The sequence below is a fragment of the Flavobacterium sp. RNTU_13 genome (assembly GCF_046614455.1).
Taxonomy (GTDB): Bacteria; Bacteroidota; Bacteroidia; order Flavobacteriales; family Flavobacteriaceae; genus Flavobacterium.
The window spans coordinates 637222-657765 of record NZ_JBKJHB010000002.1; the positions used below are offsets into that span (position 1 = coordinate 637222).

The 20544-nt window shown below is 34.7% G+C and carries 10 protein-coding genes and 1 CRISPR repeat array (1 of these 11 only partly in view); all 10 genes read right to left on the bottom strand.

Annotation, left to right across the window (positions count from 1 at the left end; all coding sequences use genetic code 11):
• Positions 1–82: a CRISPR direct-repeat array (repeat unit 47 nt; unit sequence GTTGTGAATTGCTTTCAAAATTGTATCTTTAGTAGATGATTCACAGG); it begins 1732 nt to the left of the window's first position.
• 108 nt (positions 83–190) lie between these two features.
• Complete coding sequence (gene cas2 / locus ACLI08_RS07885; protein WP_411427925.1) at positions 191–538, bottom strand: CRISPR-associated endonuclease Cas2; 348 nt, start codon at positions 536–538, stop codon at positions 191–193.
• Positions 539–547: 9 nt separating this feature from the next.
• Entirely contained in the window at positions 548–1456 is a 909-nt protein-coding gene (cas1, locus tag ACLI08_RS07890) for a type II CRISPR-associated endonuclease Cas1 (protein WP_411427926.1), read from the bottom strand.
• 31 nt (positions 1457–1487) lie between these two features.
• Positions 1488–6161: a type II CRISPR RNA-guided endonuclease Cas9 gene (cas9, locus tag ACLI08_RS07895; RefSeq protein WP_411427927.1), complete on the bottom strand. Its 4674-nt coding sequence runs from the start codon at positions 6159–6161 to the stop codon at positions 1488–1490.
• A 1636-nt stretch (positions 6162–7797) separates the two neighbouring features.
• The gene (locus ACLI08_RS07900; protein WP_411427928.1) at positions 7798–9204 is read right to left on the bottom strand and encodes a 5-methylcytosine restriction system specificity protein McrC; all 1407 of its coding nucleotides are present in this window, start codon (positions 9202–9204) and stop codon (positions 7798–7800) included.
• A complete protein-coding gene (locus tag ACLI08_RS07905; protein ID WP_411427929.1) occupies positions 9204–11465 on the bottom strand; it encodes an AAA family ATPase in 2262 nt (753 codons plus the stop codon). The genes ACLI08_RS07900 and ACLI08_RS07905 overlap by 1 nt, the downstream gene beginning before the upstream one ends.
• Positions 11466–11502: 37 nt before the next feature.
• Complete coding sequence (locus tag ACLI08_RS07910) at positions 11503–12513, bottom strand: hypothetical protein (RefSeq protein ID WP_411427930.1); 1011 nt, start codon at positions 12511–12513, stop codon at positions 11503–11505.
• The gene (locus ACLI08_RS07915) at positions 12494–14491 is read right to left on the bottom strand and encodes an AAA family ATPase (RefSeq protein ID WP_411427931.1); all 1998 of its coding nucleotides are present in this window, start codon (positions 14489–14491) and stop codon (positions 12494–12496) included. The genes ACLI08_RS07910 and ACLI08_RS07915 overlap by 20 nt, the downstream gene beginning before the upstream one ends.
• 2 nt (positions 14492–14493) lie before the next feature.
• Positions 14494–15813, bottom strand: coding sequence for a restriction endonuclease subunit S (locus ACLI08_RS07920; RefSeq protein WP_411427932.1), 1320 nt, complete (start codon positions 15811–15813; stop codon positions 14494–14496).
• On the bottom strand, positions 15803–17422 hold the full coding sequence (locus ACLI08_RS07925) for a class I SAM-dependent DNA methyltransferase (protein WP_411427933.1): 1620 nt from the start codon (positions 17420–17422) through the stop codon (positions 15803–15805). The genes ACLI08_RS07920 and ACLI08_RS07925 overlap by 11 nt, the downstream gene beginning before the upstream one ends.
• Before the next feature lie 5 nt (positions 17423–17427).
• The gene (locus tag ACLI08_RS07930) at positions 17428–20502 is read right to left on the bottom strand and encodes a type I restriction endonuclease (protein WP_411427934.1); all 3075 of its coding nucleotides are present in this window, start codon (positions 20500–20502) and stop codon (positions 17428–17430) included.
• Positions 20503–20544 lie beyond the last annotated feature (42 nt).

Consider the following 20544-nt stretch of genomic DNA (forward strand, 5'->3'; position numbering starts at 1 on the left):
CACAGGAAAAGTAGTAGACGGTAAAGTGGTGTATTGTTGTGAATTGCTTTCAAAATTGTATCTTTAGTAGATGATTCACAGGATACCAGTGCTAAAAAACTGGTATCCTGTTATTTAATGTTGCTTTTAGAATTTAAAAAAACATCTATGTTTTAGTAAACTCTAAAATATAAATGCAGGATTTTTAGTCCTAAAACAGTTCTAATTGTTGTCCAGGGGTGTCCTTGGGTATTTCTTTCTGGCCGTAAAAAATTTCCATCATCCCAAATTGCTTATCCGTTATTTGCATTACACCTACTTTTCCTTGTTTTGGTAAAATTCTTTTTACACGTTTTGTATGCACTTCGGCATTTTCTCGGCTGGTACAAAACTTCAGGTATATTGAAAACTGAAACATAGTAAAGCCATCGTCCAGTAACTCTTTTCTAAACTTTGTTGCGGCCTTGCGATCCGTTTTTGTTTCTGTCGGAAGATCAAAAAACACTAATACCCACATAGTACGATACTGGTTTAATCTTGAATAATGGTCAGGCTCCATATACTATATTTATACTGTTAGTTCAAACACCGGATACAGTATTTTTCTGCTTACACCTGTATAGCATTCATATAAGCTATTTGTTGTACGGCTCATAGCAACCATAAGCGGGCTACGTTTTCCTTCTATAACAACATCAAGTGCGGGTATAGTTAACAACTGCGCTTTGATTTGTGTAGACAGTTCCTCAAAATTATCACCCTGTTTCGTTAATTCATATACTAATGCATCAACATATATCCTGTAAGGCTCCATAATGTCATCTGCCAGGCAAAAAGCATTATATTTATTACTGTGAAAAATACCTACAGCGGGTAACAGCCCTGTACTTATTAATGCCCTTGCAGTTATGGCTCTTAGTATTGCATACCCATAATTTAATAGTCCGTTTGGTGCCACACCCTTTTGATTTCGGCTAAAGTCCGGTATGTGTGTAAAAAGATTCTGGAAATAAAATGCTGCAGCTATAGCTTCGTGATTTTCTGCATCGCCACTTTTAACTTCGTCTGCCCAACGCCTTAATTTTTTTGCATCTATTTCTCTGGCATTTAAATGGTAAGCCTGATTACTTATTTTAGCACTAATAGTTTGCTGCCAAAGGTTTTTTTTGAGCGGTACACTTGCATTTAGCTGGTGCCTGTAGCGTTCGGTTTGTTCGCTATGACCGGTAAGAGGTTGCAAAAAGCCACAAGGTAAGTGTTGTTTATCGCAGGTTATTACGGCAGTTTTGTTTTCTATGAGCTTTGTTAATACCCCGGTTGTAATTGTAATTTGTGGGTGCTCCAGTACTATGTACCCTAAATCTTCTATAGGAATGGTTACTGGTGGTTTGTCTTCATCAGGAAAACTTACCACCAGTTGCTCATTCTTTGTACTCAGATAAGCGGGGTTACCGAAAAACAGGGTTCGCTTTACCATTTGCTTTAGATTAAAAAATTTCAGACTATTATTATGCTTTATTAATATTGCCTAACCGGTCAACATTTAATTTTACACAAAATTCAGATATCTTCATCCTATCTGGGGTCATTGTAGTTTGTAGCTTATTCTGACTCTCCAACTCTCCTAATCTTGTTTTCGCGTCGTATTGTTTAATTAAATATGCAATATCATGCCTAACAAAATAGCTTTCGGTTCCAGACGCTTTTTCAAGCTTATAGATTCTATTCTTTTGATCCTTGCTTAGGTTTTCAAAATCAATAGATTTGATATTCTCCCTTTCTTCTTCGGTAGGTACGTATACCAAATCACTTGGCGAAATGCAGTACAGTAATGTATTGCCTTTATAATTTGTTTCAGGCACTGAGTTTAACCCCTGCTTTTGGCGTTCAATAACTATATTCAGCGGAACCGTTTCATAGCTTCGCTTGCCGTTTTCATCTTGATATATGGCAAAAAACAGGTTAGTGCCTTTTGCTGCCTCTACAAATTTGCCCTTCTTGTTTCCGGTTTGGCCGATATTAAATTTATTGCCCTTTGGTTCATATGTCCTTACTTTTAAAATAGGCTGATGAAAAATATCGTTGTTTAAAGCAACTATGTTTTTATTCATTTCATCAATACCCTCAGCGGTAAAGGCGAGGGTTTCAGGAGCTATTTCCTTACCTTTTTCATCAGTAACACCTTTATAACGGTTTAAATGATTCAACAAAATTTTCTGGATCCCGGTATCCGTAATAGTCTCAATAATCCGTTTTTCATTGAATGAAACATCCAGATTTACACGAGATGCAACATTGTCGTTGTCCCAATAATATACCTTTACCCTCGAAATATCACTGTCATTCCATTTGTTACCCGCGTCTTTAAAATACTTTATTAAGCGCTTTTTGTCATAACCTTCCTTGATAAGCAGCGTAATGTGTTTCCTCAAGGCTTTCTCAACAATTTCGTTATGGTTATCTAACGCTGCATTTAACGATATTTCTTTGGTTTTTCTGAGTTTCACAGCACCCGAAACTGTATCTTTATGTATGGGCTTACGTATGGCCCAACTATCGCCTTTAACCTGTTTTATAAAATCCTTTTTCGGTTTACCGTCTTTACCGATTCTCAAATTTCCGGCTTCATCCTTGTAGCTTTGGTATCTGTTAATGGTCTTATTAATAACCCTGAGGTTTTGTTTAAAGCTTACCACAATGCCGCCAAGAATATCCTTAGTATCTTCTGTAAATGTTTCCCAAGGTTTTAAAAAATCTTTTGGAACTTCCTTTTCTATTCTTTCCCCGGTTTTTGCGTCATTATAAGATGTTTTTATAAATTTTCTGAGCTTACGGTTAAGGTCAAAGCGTTTCTCAGATTTTGCAAATTGGTTATTTAGTAAGTTAATATGATCTCTAGTTGCACAAGCTATTACCAGCGCATCTAAAGCATGATGGCGGTGGTCTATACGTTTTCTCTGAAATCCTTTTTGCAGGGTAGGGGGGTGCAAATCCGGTATGGGCTTTCCGTTCTTATTTAAGGCTATAAAGCTTACACCTTCGGCAATGTCTTTTTCTGACCGTAATTGCTGCATACGTTCAAAACGTGGTATCATCAGTTCATTCCACACATCATTGAGCCCCCAGTCTTGGCGGAGTATAGAAGTTATCTGCCCATTTCCTGGTAATACATTCTTCGAATTTATTCCCTCATCGTTAATATCCTCACGAACAATGTTTGACAGGGTTTGCGCAATAAATTTACTAATATAACGGGTATCGTTCATTTGGCGCTCTATCATCTTGTCAGGAATTTCTTCTAATAAAAGTTTGCTGCGCTTAGACGGGCTTTTAGCATAATTGTCTTTAATAAATGCTTTATAAGCTTCTTCCGTCTGAATATAGACAGATTTATTACCTATCTGTACTTCAGCTCCATAATGATTTTTAATAAATTCAAGCCCCAGTTGTTTGTCCTTCAGTTTATTTACTGCTGATTCGCAAATCACTTTATTGTTAAAGCTATCGTCAAAATAGCGGCTTTGCGGTATTATGTGCTCAATTTCATACTCATGCGTAAACAGCTTGTTAAGCGGAATTACTTGTCCGGTATATGGCGAACAATATTTTTGTTCCATCCATAGCTTGTAGCGCTGCAGTTCTGATTTAGTGGGTTGCGCTGTTTTGCTTATTTTAAGTATATCATCAGGAATAGGTATGCTTGAATTTAGTACGCCGTCTTCATATATTTTAAGTGCTTCCTGCTGCATGGGCGAAAACGGGCGTACGTTTTCTACGTTACTATCGGCTAGTAATTCTGTAAGCAAAGCTTTTATGCGTAAATTGGTGTTTTCGTTTTCCGAAATCTTGCTGGTAAGCCTTTTGCGTTCATCAGCCGTTTTTTTCATCTCACGCCCCAACTCCACATGGATTTCATTAAAAAAGTCTTTCTCGCCATTTCCATACTTTATCCATATATCCTTTACTACGCGTAATGTTTCTGTAATTACCTGCTCTACTACAGGGTTGCGTAATGAATGTTGCCTGAAGTCTTTTAAGAACTCTTCAAGTCCAGTTACAGAGTCCCATTTACCGGCCAATGAGGCTTCAGAATGCCGGTCGTATACAATATATTGTGCAAGCCACAGCTGTAAGCCTCTAAAATCAGTTTCTGTAATAAGATGAATTGCTTTTTCGCGCACACGGTTTTTTATTTGCTCGTCATACTCACCGGTTATTATCTTGTTAATCCTGTTTTTTGTTTGAGTATACATTGCATTCCAATCCCAGTATCTACCCACACGCATGAGGGGTAATAGTTTTTTTACAGCTTTTTCTGAAAATGAGTCATACTCACTTTTAAAAGGAGGAAATTTTTGAAAGTTTTCTGTAAACGTATCTTCGTCCAAACCGTTTTTTCTTGCGAATGAACCCAATGCCTGTTCGTACTGTCTTTTATCGTTTACAGAGTATATAAGGTGCCACAGTTTATATTCCAATTCGGGCGTAAGGAAACCATCCGGAAAATTTTTAATCTTATTAAGCCTTCTTCTTATTTCATAACCCGTTTCGTTGCAGGGGTATGTTTTAGATTTATCATCTTCTTTTTCTTTGGTGTCGTCAAATACATAGTTCCAGCGGAACTTTGCTACTTCTTTTGCAAGTTCTTTATTAAATGCTGCAGGCTTAGCCGACGGAAACTTTTCTCTAAGTACCGGAGTTAGTAAATAATTAAGTACATCTTTATGGTTAACTTCGTTTTGTGACATTAAAAAATCAAATAGCTTTTCTAAATCTTCATTGGTTTTTAAAAATAAAGGCGTTACATCGGTATCATTATCTTTATTGATAATTTTCAGGTTAAAAAGCCATTGCCACACTCTAAATTCCTGATACAGTGGGTGCGATTTAGGAATAGCTTTTAGGTATTCTTTTTGATTAACCGTATTTCCATCTTTATCTTTTGTTTTAAATATACGGTACTCTAAGGTACAGTTGCTCACAGAAGATTTTTGGCTGCGTAGCGGGCGTTGGTAAAACAATATGTCATCTACAAAAAGATGTACAAAATCTCTTTTACTGAGATTAAGCCTGTGTGCTTCATTATTACGATACAGCTCACGTATACAATCGTTGTAAAGTTCATCTGAAAAAAGCTCTGGCTGTAAAGCTATTTGTTTGATAAGAATAGCTATAAGTTCATCCTTGTAAAATTTACGCTCTATGGTGCGTACTAGTTTGCCTTTAATTTTTTGGTTAGGTTTTTTGAGCAGGGCATCATAAATATAGGTACCCACTGTTTTATTAGAACGGTCAATTTCATGCTGCGTTTTTGCCTTTACCAGTCCCCAATCCTCTGGGCCTGGAGCCCTGAAGCTCCGCTTTTCCATACCATCCTTATCGGTTTTTACAGTACCATCGTCATTTAAATCGGTAGTAACAATAAAATCACGGGTTTTATCTTTCCAGTTTTCTAAAGATATTTTGCTTGAACGGCGGTATACCCAACCGTTTTCTAATACTAACGAATACCACGTTTCACCTTTTTTATTAGGCTCTTCATCAGCAATGACTTCAATAATTTTAAGGGAGTAAAAAGCCACTTCCTTATTCTTGTTTTCCTCTTCCTCTTCACCACGTAACTGATAGTAACCGCGTTTTTGGTTAAAGTTTAGTAGTATCCAGGAAAGCTCTTCACCACTTAGTTTTTGCGTCAGCGCCTTTTTACGCAAATAAAAAATAGTCCAGTCATACGGTACCTTTTTGCCTTTGGTAACCAGTTCGGGCTGATGCATTTTAAAATCCTCAAGCATTTCTTCAAAGGCCTTCTTAAAGATAAATTCTTTATTATTGTAAGCCAGCTTAGGTTCAGTATCTTCATAGAACTGCCCTAATTTCTTTTCAAAATCAATTTGCGCGGCAAAGTGCCGGGGTAAAAAACCTAAGATATTTAAAACCCTGTGCAGACGCTCCCTGCGGAGTAAACCTCTCTCTCTAAGGTGGCGTGTACTCCTGAAACCGGTACGATCGGCAGTTTGTGATATTGAATTACCTTTACCAAATTCATCTTTAATATCCTGACTCATTGGGATGATACGGCTACCCATACCCAGTATTTTTCCTTGCTTTTGTTTAAAATCCTGCTGTACTAAGGCCCAGCCTATACTGTTTGTGCCTAAGTCTAATCCTAAGACAATATTCATATATGGTTGATTTATTTTTAAGTAAAAATCTTATATTATATATTCAATTATAAGATTTTTTTGGTAACCACGCATTACCTATTAATAGGTATTTTACTACTATGCTATTGTGTGTAAAAGATATTTAATTATATTGCACTACAATTTGAAAGCAATTCACAATAAGGATTATTCCGTTGTGTAAACATTTGGGTTGCCTCTTGTCCATAATCAGGAGGCTTTTTTTATGGATTTTAGTGGAAGAGACACATGAATTAGATGCACAAGCAATTATTAATAGAGAATCATAATCAACTCCCTATTCATAGGTGATTTTTGTCTTTAGCTACAGTACCGTAGCTTAAATCAATCATTTTTAAACCATATTCCGTAATTATGTTTTTAATATTAATATGTGCACTTGTAATGTTACCATTAAACTCCAATTTTATTAATATTTTAAAACATTAGCACTATCGGCACTTAGATAGTGTTAAGCTCTAGATTCATAAAATTTTATCTGCTGCCCAGCGAGTATTGAATCCGCGCCCTTTTAGGGCGACTTTTTAATTACAAGATCATTTACCATATTGTTTTTTAATAATTTTTTGTTCTTCTAAATATCCTTTAGGTACTTTTGGAGATGTCATTACTAATTTAAAATTTCTGATTTTTTATATTAGAAGTTCTAATAGCGTAATTTCAACCTTGTTTATTTCAATATAGCTTATAGTCAAATTATTTCCGTATTATTTGGCCAATTTGGCGCAATCTGTAATTTAGAAGTTTGAACTGCATCGAAGTCCCGTTTCTTCTTCAAATTTTACTTTATTTACGCAGTCACCTGGTAGGGCATTTTACACTTTTAAGGCAATATTTCTGCCAGACGTATAGTTCTGCTGATGGAAACGCTGATTATCCACGCAAGGCCTTACTTGGAAGGGTATTGATGCTTTGATCTTTTTCAATCTACGGTGATTTATTAAATTTTTTTGAAATATTTTTTTGAAATAGTTGAGGTTTAAAAATCGAAACCGGCAATTAGATAAGCTTGAAAAATAAGTTTATAATAATTTGTAAAAAAATTAAATTAGGAATTTTTAGTACTAAGCTATAAATACCTGTTTATTAAATGTAGATAAATTGTTAGCTCAGAAGGCTGTTTTATTATTAGCTATCACCGCAAATATGTTAAAGTGAAAGTTGTTTACCTTATTTGTGTGTAAGGAAATGAAGTAAAACTATTCAACGTAAGACAAAAACACCAAATGGGTGGTGATTTAATAGGCTATCAAAATAATTTAATTAAAGTAAATATTAATTTTTTCTATATTTAGCATAGAATAAAATTCCTGGCTTATCCCAAGAGAGGGCCAAAAGTTATTTCCCGTCTTGTCGTAAGGGCGAAATAGAGAAGGGAAGGGATTTTGTTACGCCCATATTGGGCCTAAAAAAAGCCTGCAAGGATTTCCTTGCAGGCTTTAGTTTTCATTGGTGGGCGATGAGGGATTTGAACTATTGCTTTAAAACCCGCGTCATTCCTATATTTTATTAAGTTCGTTTTGGCTGTGCCATGAACTTTCTACACAATTTTTAAATCGTCTTTAAACCTGCGTTTTTCACAGAGCTAAAATTAATATTCAAATGTACGGCATTATTATATAAATGGCAACTTTACCCCCAATTTATATACTTTGTAATAGGCAGGTAATTCTTTGAGATTAGCTCTTATATTTTCGAAAGATAAATTTACAATACCATCTTTCATATTGGGGTAGATGATCAGACAATTGATATGTGAATCGTCATCATTTTTCATTTCTAATTTTTCTCTTACCTTTTTTAATCTGGAATATCCCGATACTTGCCGAATATCTTCATGTATTTGCCCTGATTCATAATGCAGCTTGTATTTGGCATCAATTATCATTTGAAAATTGGATTTTGATACTAAAATATCTAATGCATTACCATATGTTTTAAATTGGAAATGTATTTGCTTGCAGTCAATTGGGTTGGCGGCTACCATTTGGCTGTAAACATATAACTCAAATAAACGGGGCATATCAATCCAAAAGGGAGGTGTTGCAATTTCTTTGTTACTGGTTTGCGTAATATTATAGGCAAAAAGTTTTAAGATGTAATTACCAATTATCAAAGCATCATCATACTCTTTGTAAAATGGGTTATGCTTGATATGCTTTAATTCATAGTCGCTTACTTTATCCGAAATGAGTTCAAAAGCAGAACGGCAAAAATCTATCGTATGCAACATATCATGATAAGTGCTTCCAAAAAGGTCATTGTTGTTCTCTACATAAGACGTTGCAAATTGCAACACTTTTTTTAAGAAACGGTTTTCAGCATGGTCATAACCAAACTGCTGGTACTCACAAAAGGTTGCTGTAAAACGGTTTTTAAATATATTTTGTTTAATATGCTGGCCAACTAAAATTTTACCTTTAACCCTGTTGTTTAAATTTTCCTTTACTTTATAATAATTCTTTTTTAGTCCTTTACGGACAATATTTTTCAATATCTGTAAAAAGCGTACAATCAGAAAAGGTGTTAACCGGTCATCTTTTTGATTAATTCTTATGGGTTGGGAAAGCCAATCAATTTGCACTAGGTCTTTTATTTCTTCGTTACTTTCAGAAATAGAAGTTACCTGCAAAAGCATTCTTAGATAGTCAAGTTCAAATACTGAATTGTCATTAGTCTTTAAACTTGTTCGCCAGTTATCGTCTTCAGGATCGCTTTCGCTTTTTTGATTGAACAATTGGGCATACTTACTGTTTATCTTAGGTTCAACATACAGGTATCTTCCGGTTTTACCTAACCAGTCAAGCCCAATACAGTAATCCGCTTTCAGTTCAAAATCTGATTCTTTTCGTTTGTAAACAAAACAATGGGTACTGGTATTAAATCGTTTAGATACTACCGCCTGAAACAGTTGAAATTGTGAGTGATCTATTGTAAGCCCGCCATCTTTTTCAGACTGTTGTTTTTCATCACCAATGAAGCGAATCGAAATGCTTTTATGTTCGTATAAACGGATACCCATTAGACAGATACAGTTAGAGCTTCAATTTTTTCTTTGATACTTTCTCCGGTTAAAACACCATCCCTTACATACTCTCGTAATATGGGTTTGATCTCGTATTCCAAGCGTATCGCTATAGTGACACCATCTTTCTCTCTTGATTTATCTATAAAATAAGAGTGCCCTAACTGAACGTCTTTCTTATCAAATTCGGGAGATAGGTTGGTATCAAACAAAGCTGTTACAGCATCAAATAAAGCAGCATCAAATGTCTCTAATCCCTGTGTTAATTTTAAGTTTTCTGCCGGAACATTGACAAAAGCAAAACGTCGGCGAATAGCATAATCAATATGCCCTACGGAACGATCTGCCGTGTTCATGGTTCCAATGATATAGAGGTTAGGTGGTAAAATCAGTTTATTATCTCCATTAACAGCATACATGCTTTCAACAGCTTTTCCTCGGTACTCTAAAGCATATATAAGTTCACCCAATACAGATGAAAGGTTAGCACGATTAATTTCGTCGATGATTAAAACGTATTTTTTTGATTTCTCTGTATTAAAGTTATTAAGCTTAAAAATTAAGTTTTTTTCTTTTAAATATGTTTTAAACATATCCAGTACTCTGATGTAATAGCTGGCATGCCATTTCGCTAGTCCAGACAAGTTTTGATTGTGCTTTATATCCTGTCGTTCAAAATTTTCATCTAAATAGGCTTGTTTAATATCTTTGAACAGCATTCTATTACCTTTCTTATTCCAACCGTCCCGTCCTTTATATCTAAAAGCGTCTTCATCTAAATCAACAATAAAAACCGATTCTGTTAATTCAATGTTTTCTCCTTTTTCTAATTTCTCTGATGTGTAAATTATAAACTTTTCAAATTGTTCTTCTAACCATTTCTCTAAAGATAATTCGGTTATGCCCTTCTTAAGGTCGTTAAAATTACTCAGTGCTTTCTCTATAAATTTACCGAGTATTTTATTTTCTTCTGTAAAAACAATATTATCACCATTCTCATTAGGTCTTGAAACAATTCCCCTAACAAAGTCTTCATATGTATAACTTGGATGAAATTGGATAATTTTTAATTGTTCATGTCTTGTTGAATTTTTATATGTTTTGAGAATATGAAGCACTAAACATCGTTTAGCGTATTGGGGATACTGCACAAAATTATCTTTCAGGTAGTCTTCAGAAAGATAACAATCATATAGCTCCTTTAGCGAAAAACTATAACTATTAACACTAGCTGTTTCTTTAAAATGGATTGTATCTTCGGTGAAAGAGTCAACAATAATTGGGTTGTTGTTATTTGTGGCTGGAAATTTCTTTGTACTCTTTAAAGCATTTTTAAAAATCTCGATTTCAACTTTTTCGTCAAACCCTAACATTGATTCAGCAATCAACTTAGCTACGCGAGTTTTTCCTGTTCCAGGAGGGCCTTGTAGAATGATTTGTTTTTTGTAATTAAGTAGTTCCTTAATTTTATGAACGCGTTCCATTTGCTTTGCCTTGATTTGGTTCCTAATATGTAGTTTATGCCTTTCTTCAAAAGTTCTGAAAAAATCTTCTAATTCATTCGTTATTAAATCTCCTCCAAAAAGATTTAATTCATCTAAGGTATATTCTTTTCCGGAATTAATTCTACGGGTTGGTTTTTCCCACCAAATAAACTCGTCTTGATACAATCCAATAACTTTCCCATCCTTCCATTTTGCAAGAATATTAATTCCAGTGTGTTGCCAGTTCAAATAGCACTTTACAGAGGTGTAAGATCCAAAATTGCCCTGTATGTTAATGCAAATTCTTCCTGTAGTATAGGAATCCCAGTTCTCAATCTGCTTTTGTATTCCGGCTCCGTGATAACCTTGACCAGTCATTTTAAAATTTTGGCTACTTATATGTTTTTCAATGTATACACTATAACCATTTTCTACTTTAACTTTGTTTTCTATCCATTCTAAATGGGAAACAAAATATTCTAGTAGCTTCTTAAAATTATCGTATTCTAACTCGACATCTATCGAGGTAATATTATATCCTGTGAGTTCTTCAAATTCTTTTCGATTCACTGGGCTAGTAAAGTCACCGTGAGTTAAATCACCTCCAGCTATTTTTGCTGCTTCGTTGACCAAAAGTTTGTAAGGATACTGTCTACCACTAATATCAACTTCATATTTACTACGTTCTTGGTTTTCTGTGAAGCCGCCACTATCAATAACAGCCGCCGCTTCATCAACCAGTGATTTAGTTAAGAAATTTAATATTTTATCCATTGGTTGCGATTGTGAATATTTTTGGCACTTTTCACGTTTAAATTAAACCTAACTGTTTAGCTAAATCTTGAGAATATTTTGACATAGGACGTTTATGGATCTCATTTGATTCCATATAATTACCCACAATAAGTCGTTTTATCATTGATTGATCACGGAATAAACCTTTAAAATTATCAACCAAACTTTTTTGATAAGCATCAGTGTAAACTTTTGCCTTATGTACTAATTCTTCTGCCAAATCCGTTTGTGTGTCGTAAATACCTTGTATTGCGAACATTTCATTGTAACTATTTAGAAAATCATAATTACCATCTAAGGCTTCAAAATGTACTTTTAATGTTGTACGACTTGTCGTAGGGCTTAACCAATAATCAAGTATTGTTTTTTCATCAATCCAAAATTTAAAAACATCCAAATTATTTGGATCAGTCGTATAAACTTCAAAATCGATATGATTATCCGATTTTGCGCGATTACAATTACCACAAACTGGATAAAGATTGTAAAATGAAGTACAGAGAAAAGGATATTTTGACTTAGAGTAATAATGATCTAATTCAAATTTAGCCATTACCTTTGGCTTTCTCTTTTTCTCTTTTTTGTCATAATACGAAAAATCCGTAACAACCGCTAACTGCGAATTACAATATACACAAGTCTTTATACCTGTTACTGCAACAAAATGATGAAACTCAGAATTTCTCAATTCATCATATCGCATAGCCTTCACGATTCGCTCGTGAAACTTTAATTTGTCTTTTTTATTAATTTTTGTGTCTAGAAAATCCCCTACAATTAGGTTACTAAATTCAAAAATCAGGTCTTTGATTTTAGTAGGGGATGCTTTTACAATTATATCATACTCATCAATAATTTTCTGTATATATAATCTTTGATGTTTGTGCTTTATTTTTCCCAAACTATCCCTCAATTCCTCCAAATTAGCAAGTGGGCGTTTAAAGGTCTTACATTTGAGTTTGAATAAATTTTCTGAAAAGTCTGCTGCCTTTGCCTCAAGTAAATTATCAATTAATATCCTTCTCATTTAATTCATCAAGTTTTTGTTGCAATTCTTTAATTCTCAATTCAAGGCTCTCTTTTTCTGATGTCAAGAATTTCCTGTCAAACAGTGATTGAAGCCTTTCTTTGATTATTGGTTCTCCAACAATTTGTATAAGATTTGAAGCAGACTGTTTATCCCATACTCCTGTATATTTTATATTTTCCTCAGTCTCACGTAAATTTTCGTTATAAGTTAAATACAATACTAAATCCTGTATTTTTTCTTTGGCAAACTCTCCTAATAATCCATCTTCGATAAAAAATGAATCAGCTAACAATTCGTGAACATTAGCTCCGAAAGTGTTCTTTGGCCTATTTAAATCATCACTTTTTAAAATTTTAGAAAATTTGCCTTCTTTTTTTAAATAGACTACTGAATTGTTTGGTACATCTGATAGTGTAAGCGGATCATGTGTCGTAAAAATAATTTGAAGATTTGGTACAATTCTTAAGTTTTGAAAAAAGTATGGTAATGTGTTTATAATGGAATAAACAAATTTCTTTTTCCACGTTGGGTGATACCCTAAATCTGCTTCGTCCAATAAAAAGATATATTGCTTCTTATCCCCCAGAAATTTACTTTCTTCTAACAAGTTTGTATTGACAAAGTCATATAGTTTAGAGTAGAAATTTAGTAATGCATTTTCGCCGGAACTAAGGAATTTATCTGTTGGTCTAAATCCTATAAAACCATCGACGTAAGAACTTTTTCTTAATAAACCATCTTGAGAAGGATAATAGTTAAAAAGATCTAACAAAACCGATCGATGTAATTTTAGTATTTCACTTATCTGCTCAAAATTTAATTGTATACTTGATTTTGATATTTTGTATTCGTCATCAACCTTCCTAATTGTTTCTAAAATGTAATTAATTAATTCAAATGCATTTTCATGTTTAAACACTTTAAACTTTTGGTGACCTTTATCAATGTAAGAATGCTCCAATAAAAAATATAATAAATCAAGAGATCCTATATTATTCGTAGAAGCGTCTAAATCCTCTACGTTAAAAAAACCTTCTTCGAGATAAATATTTTGTTTGTTCATTTGTTCAATTATAACGGAACAAAAGCAACTGATTATTTTACGTTCTAATAAATAACACCAAATTTCCGCTTGGTTTAAAACATCATGATTCTCATTAAATTTCCTAATATTAACCCACCCATCATTTTCTTCATCAATTTTTTTAAATAATTTCCTGAAAAAATATCCAAATACCCGAGGTACATTCCAATACTGTTCATCGATCTTATACTCTCTAAAAAATAAAATTCCTGATTCATATCTCGGAATACTTAACAACTTGTAAAAAATATTATTCTCCCTATAAATATTTGAACTCAGAAACGAAATTTGGCGCATTGAATTTTTAAACACCAACTCTTCAACGGGATGATATCTAAATCCACTTTCGTTAGAATCTTTTTTATCTAAATCTTCTAGGTCTTTCTCTATATATGTATCAGACGAAATATTGTATGCGTCAACATCACTGAAGTTAAAGTTATACTTTAGATCGAAATGTGGAGAATAATATATTGTTTGTATATAATTTTTTTCAACAAACTTGAGTCTTTTTATCTGGTTCCCCTCACTTAGATAAACAACATATCCTGAATCTATAACTTTAATTTCTTCTTCTTCTTCGAAAATAACGGTAATATGTACATCGGGTAAGGCTCCAACATTTCCAATGAAGATTGATCTTATACAATCCAAAATAGAAGATTTACCGATACCATTTTGACCAACAATAGCACTCAACAGTTCAACTTTGGATAATGCGCTTGTGACATTAAAGAAATTGGGAATGAATTGTTGGTTCTTTACCCTAGTAACCTTAATATGATTTCGAACCATCTTAAAGTAATATAAGTATTCGCCGCCAAAATTTAAAGTTTGAGGTTCATTAAATAAGTATTGATGATAATGTATATATATAGAGGCTAATCTCATCCTTAACGCTTTTTATATTCCACACCCTCTTCAGCCACCATACCTATTTTCACCTCAGCCTCGCCCACAGTAATTTGCCCATTCATCAACATAGGCAATAACCAATCTCGCAATTGAGCAAGTTCTTGGTTTTGTCTCAGGTTATTTTTTAATTTACTGTATATTGAAAAACTGATATTATTAAATTCCTCTATAATTGCCTTTTTAAATAAAATTGGAGTGTTTCTAAGCGAACCCAAAGCAATAAATTTCTGTATGCTACCTGATATGACATTAGGAACATACCTTTGCATGTCATAACCATGAAGATATTGAAATAAATAGTTTTTTATAACTGGATTAGATGATGTTTTAAATAGAGCTACATTTTTTATTGCAAAATTTATAATTTCTTCCTCAATTTTGTAAACTGTACCAATATTTCCAATCATTGAAAAAAGAATATCTCCAGTATCAACTTTACTTCGTTGATTTATAAGGTCAAAATCGAACTTTGAAATTCTATTAGTTTCAGTAAAATCAATTCCGGTTTTCTTTAAATTTTTGGATGTTATTAATGGATACCCTTCATCTGAGATATATTTTGGAGAATCATGCGTGCCATCTTTAACTTCGACAAGTGAACTCAATTTTTTCACTTCCCACCCCTCAGGAATCTCCCTCTTCAAAGTCTCATTCCAAACCATTTTACCTCCTGATGATTTGTAAGGCTTCCCATTGGCATCAGGAAAATCAAACTGTACAAACCAATAATCATACAGCGTTTTGGCAATAGACTCTAACTCATCATTCATTTTATTGTTTAGCTCGATTTTGTTATCCAAGGCCAATAAAATTGAAGTGATTTTGCGTTGGTAAATAACACTTGGAACTTCTATTTCTAACTTAATCAAATCTCTTTGATACAAATGATTAATTGTTGAACCTTCCGCTTTTACTCCATTAATGAAGTTTTTAAAATTATTACTTTTAAGATACTGAAATAAGTATTCTGTATCCAACTTTTCAGGAACTATATTTCTTAAAACAAAGATACCAGAGGCTACGGTTGCTTGACAATTTAAGTTTTTAACGATACCCACTTTGCCAATAGTGCCGTCCTTCGAAATCAATATATCTCCATTTTTCAACATTATTTCTGGCGACTCTAAATAACGTTCTTTTGTGATATATCCCGCAATACTCCAGTCAATATATCCTTCCCTTAAAGAATAGCCGTTAATTATTCTATATTTACCCTCATCTAAATATTCATCCTTTGATAATCCTTTCCAACCAATTCTTCCTTTTAAGTATAAATCCCTTCCTATATTAATTTTCATACTTCAAACTCTTTAATTGTTGCTGAATTTTTTTGTCTAAGACATTGCCTTCTGTAAATAGTTTTTGGAGGCGGTTTTGAAAATTGTCCATTTTCTCGGTAAATTCCTCAGCAGTAATATCAATATACTCAATTTTAACCTCAAAATATTGCCCGGCACTAAAACTGTAGTTTTTTTCTATTACTTGTTCTTTGGTAACCACTACAGAAAGGTCAGCTACCACCTCTTTGGTATTAAAGGTTTCAATTATGAGGTTTTCCTCAGCAGGAGTCAATACCGTACGCTGGTTTTTGCCTTCCTTTACCGTTTCCCCCAATTTAGAGGCATCCATCAGTACAATATGTTCGCTATCGGCTTTTTTGTCTAAAAACAATACTGAAACGTTAGTACCTGTACTGGCAAAAATATTACTGGGCATACTCACCACACCACGCAACCAGCCGTTGGTAACAAGCCGCTCACGTATTTTCTTTTCAATGCCACTTTGAGCCGTTATAAAACCAGTGGGTACTACAATAGCTGCCTTTCCGGTATCACTCAACGAATACATTATGTGTTGAATAAAGAGCAAATAAATTGCCATTGACTCTTTTTTGCTTTTGGGGATGTTTGGAATCCCGGCAAAAAAACGTTTTTTAAAAGCATCCTTTTCCAGGTCAGCACGAAAATCAGAGAAATCTAATTTAAAAGGCGGGTTGGAAACTATGTAATCAAACTCTTCATCTAAGTAGCTCGGTTGTGCTATCGTATTGGTTTTAATAATATTTGGTATAGAATGCGTCAGGTTGTTCAATACCAGATTCAGACGCAGCATATTACTCGATTTCTGCGAAATATCTTCTGAGTAAATCGTACAATTCTCCTCACCAATTTCGTGGGCTATGCTCATCAATAGCGTGCCCGACCCCGCTGATGGATCATATACTTTTACACTCTTTACAGGCTCGGGAACCATAATCTGCGCCATAATGCGAGCAACCGCATGCGGGGTATAATACTCGGCATATTTTCCGCCACTATCAGTGTTGTAATCTTTAATCAGGTATTCAAAAATCGTAGCAAAAAAATCGTATTTCTGCTCAAACATCTCTTCAAAACTAAACTCAAATAGTTTATTTATTAATGCTTTGGCAAAAGCATCGCGCTGTGAAGAGTCAGAAATAAACTGTGTAAGCTCATCAAACAAACTGTCTTTGGCTCCTGTAAAGGATTTCACGGAGAATACATCGGCATTCTCTATCGAAATCTGGCGCAAGGTATCATCAAACGTCTTTGCAAAGTCAGCATCGTTTTGCTTTACAAACAAATGAGAAATAAGGTGCTCCGGCCTTAGTCGCGGTATATTAGGATCTAACGAATCAACTAAATCAGAGTAATCGTCTTCACTTAGGTTTCGTAATGCTTCAGAGAAATTGTCCGATCCGTCCAAAACAGGCATTTCCTGCTTTACGGCATACCTGAATTTATCATTTAAAAATTTATATAAGAATACCTGCGTAATGATTTTAAATTCGTTTCCATCATTTCCCAAACCATAGTTGGCACAGACACTTTTTAGGTTGTCAATAAGTGCCCTGGTTTTAGTCATGAAGTTAATGTCTTGGGTCATGTATATTATCTGTATTGATATTGTTGTAAATATTCGTTAGCGATTAAAGCGGAAACACTATTTTTCATCTCTTGATCCATTTCAATCTTTTCTTTTTTCTTGAATTCCTGAACTACTAATTGCAGTAAATAGCGTTTAAAAAAGGCCTCATTCTTTAGTACATCCTCTTGGCCTTCCAATTTGCTATCTACTTGGTGCTTTACCTGCATCAGCGCTTTATGCAATTGCATTTCTTTAGCATTAAGTGTCCTTTTTTCATTTAGCCTTTTATGAATCCGGGCATATTTATCGTCGTTCTCATATTTGGCTTTCAGCAAAGCATTTTTGCGGTTAAGTTCCTTGGCACGGTCATAAATCTTTTGCAGTAAATGCATGTTTTCAACCATATCAGCTTGGGAAACCTCACTTAAATTTTTCTTCTTAAAAATACGTTCTAGTTCTTCGCGCAAACTTACGAATTGCGGATCAATCTGGTCAAAATTATGCTGTAGGGATTCTCTTGTTTTGCGTAATATATTTTTAAACTCGTCAGCCAAAACGAGTTCGCTCTCGTCTACTTTAATAAACTGAAAAACAATATCCTCTAAAGCGGTGTTCAATAAATTAGCCGAAGCTTCTTCATTACCAATACTTTCTAAGAAATTAAGGTTATCCAAGCGGTTTTGAGCTTCGGACAACAAACGGTTCCATATATCAAAATCAGCAATGCCGTCTAATGCTTCGTAACCATTTAGCGCAATGATGTTCTTTAACTCTTTGGCGGTACGCAAAGCCTTGATTAATCGAAGTAGCTCTTTTTTATCGGTAAGCTGTTCTATCTGCTGTGAAAACAACTCTTTGTTTTGCGTATCATAGTGAAATAAGGTTTCTTTAATTTCCTGTATTTCCTTTTGAATTTCTTCCTCTGATTTAAACAGGTGGGAGTACATTTCCATTTCATCTCCCAATTGCTCCTGCAACTCGTCAAAATACAGTTTATTGGTGCGGTCAAACGCTTTAGAGATATCCGCAAAGTCCACCACGTAACCATACTGGTATTTTTTATAGGGGCGGTTTACACGCGTAAGTGTCTGCAACAGGTTGTGATCCTGAATTACACGGGCCAGGTACAATTTCTTCAACCTTTTGGCATCAAAGCCCGTAAGCAACATATTGTACACAAACAATATATCTACTTTCGCTTTCTTGTACGCCTTAATCAATTCCTTTCGCGTAGCCTTGTCGTTTTCATCATGTAAAATCAACGCAGCAGTTAATGTTGGTTCATCATGCAAACCGTATTTGGCTTTGGGTTCAGCTGCCATTAGAAGGCTGGCATCTGTTTCCTGTACACCATATTGTTCCTGAAACAAACGGAAAAGCTCCTTAGCCTGGTCGGCAGAATCGCAAACTACCATACCGCCCAAGGAGGAATCTTGCAGGTCTCTTCGGAATTTTATAAGGTCTTTCGTAATATAATCTAAGAGCGGTGCCGCGAACTTAGAGTGCGCATAAATTTGTCGCGTACTTATATCACCCTGCAACACCTTAATTTGATCCATAACCTCTTTCATTTCCATCTTGAAGTTACCTTCAATTTGTTCACGGATAAGGCGAAGTGTGTAGCCATCGGCAATAGACATGTTGTAGTAATACTTATGGATGTAATTACCAAACAACAATTTTGAATCGTAGTCTTTAGCGACTTCTTTGAGTAGTGGCGTACCAGTTAACGCAATCATAACAGCCGAACGGTCGGAATTAATCAAATGCCCCAGATAGCTCCCCTTAGGATTGTAGCTTCGGTGTGCTTCATCTAAGAAATAAACCCGTTGCACATTGATGTCGTACATCAAATCCTTTGCAGAAACGGCATCTTCAGAAAACTTTTGAATGTTTACGACCGTGATTTCAGGTTCCCCTAAGTCGTTATGTAGCGCGCCAACGATCTGTAAATCTTTAACAAACTCTTCCTTTGAATTGACTTGCTTTACCCGCAAACCTCGATTATTAAACTCCCCTGAGGCTTGGATTAGCAAATCCAGACGGTCTACGATAAAGTAGAATTTAGGGATAACCTGTCTCTTAGCATAGTAATCAGTAAGGTATTTTACATTGTAATACGCCAATGCCGTTTTACCAGAACCCTGGGTATGCCAGATAATTCCTTTGTTTTGACCGCCTCTCAATTTGGCTTCAATAGCTTGTGTAGCAAACAGCTGCGGGTATCGCATGATGTGTTTTTGATGCGTAACTTTTCCGTCGTTTTCTTCCTGAACATACGCGATAGCATATTTCATTACGAATTGCAGGCGTTCTCTGCTAAACAAAGAAGTTAAGATACGGTTCGTTGGTGTATGTTCCTGCTTATTGGTAAGGTACTCAGGGCTGTTTTTAATAACAATCAGGTTGTTATCCTTAAGCAGGTCAATCTCAGTTTTCTCATCAATTAGAAGCAACTTTTGCTTTACCGGATAATCTTCGTCCTCCCTAAAAAAATTGAAATGCACCTGTTCGTAAGACGGTGTAGCGTAAAATGCTCCAAAAACTGGGTCAACAATCCCATCTTCATATTCCATATTATTTGAGAAAACCAACAACTGGGTAATGTTCGCAAACCGACGGAAGTGTTTATTAGCAAAACGTTTATTGATACGGTTGCGCTCGGCAATAACACCTTCTTTATTGTGCGGCTTTTTGACTTCTATAAAAGCTAAAGGCATACCGTTAATCAGCACCGTAATATCAGGACGGAACTCTTCGTCACCGGTTTTACAGGTTAATTCGGTAGTAATATGAAATTCATTATTGGAAAAGTCTGCAAAGTCAATGAGTTTCAGTCCAGATGTGGCAACCAAACGTTCGTAAAATTTCTTTCCTAAATCTTCATAATCAAGCTCCAGGTTAATTTCATCCAGCAAACGTTGTGCATCTTGCTCGGAAATATTATTTAAAGTGGCGATTTTAGGGACGAAAATAGAGGGAAAGATATTGTTTTCCTCAACTCTAATTTGCTGGTTAAGAGGGATATATTTGTATCCCAGGCGCATCAAGTGCAATAAAGCGGGGATTTTTACCCGGGAATCTTCGTTAAACTTCATATATTAAGGAGTTGATTTCCTGTAAAAATAAGGATTTATTAC

What these genes read in the sequence shown, in the direction of transcription:
- ACLI08_RS07915 (WP_411427931.1), bottom strand. Translation starts at nt 14,491, where the DNA reads ATGAGATTAGCCTCTATATATATACATTATCATCAATACTTATTTAAT.
- ACLI08_RS07905 (WP_411427929.1), bottom strand. Translation starts at nt 11,465, where the DNA reads ATGGATAAAATATTAAATTTCTTAACTAAATCACTGGTTGATGAAGCG.
- ACLI08_RS07925 (WP_411427933.1), bottom strand. Translation starts at nt 17,422, where the DNA reads ATGACCCAAGACATTAACTTCATGACTAAAACCAGGGCACTTATTGAC.
- ACLI08_RS07910 (WP_411427930.1), bottom strand. Translation starts at nt 12,513, where the DNA reads ATGAGAAGGATATTAATTGATAATTTACTTGAGGCAAAGGCAGCAGAC.
- cas1 (WP_411427926.1), bottom strand. Translation starts at nt 1,456, where the DNA reads ATGGTAAAGCGAACCCTGTTTTTCGGTAACCCCGCTTATCTGAGTACA.
- cas9 (WP_411427927.1), bottom strand. Translation starts at nt 6,161, where the DNA reads ATGAATATTGTCTTAGGATTAGACTTAGGCACAAACAGTATAGGCTGG.
- cas2 (WP_411427925.1), bottom strand. Translation starts at nt 538, where the DNA reads ATGGAGCCTGACCATTATTCAAGATTAAACCAGTATCGTACTATGTGG.
- ACLI08_RS07930 (WP_411427934.1), bottom strand. Translation starts at nt 20,502, where the DNA reads ATGAAGTTTAACGAAGATTCCCGGGTAAAAATCCCCGCTTTATTGCAC.
- ACLI08_RS07920 (WP_411427932.1), bottom strand. Translation starts at nt 15,813, where the DNA reads ATGAAAATTAATATAGGAAGGGATTTATACTTAAAAGGAAGAATTGGT.
- ACLI08_RS07900 (WP_411427928.1), bottom strand. Translation starts at nt 9,204, where the DNA reads ATGGGTATCCGTTTATACGAACATAAAAGCATTTCGATTCGCTTCATT.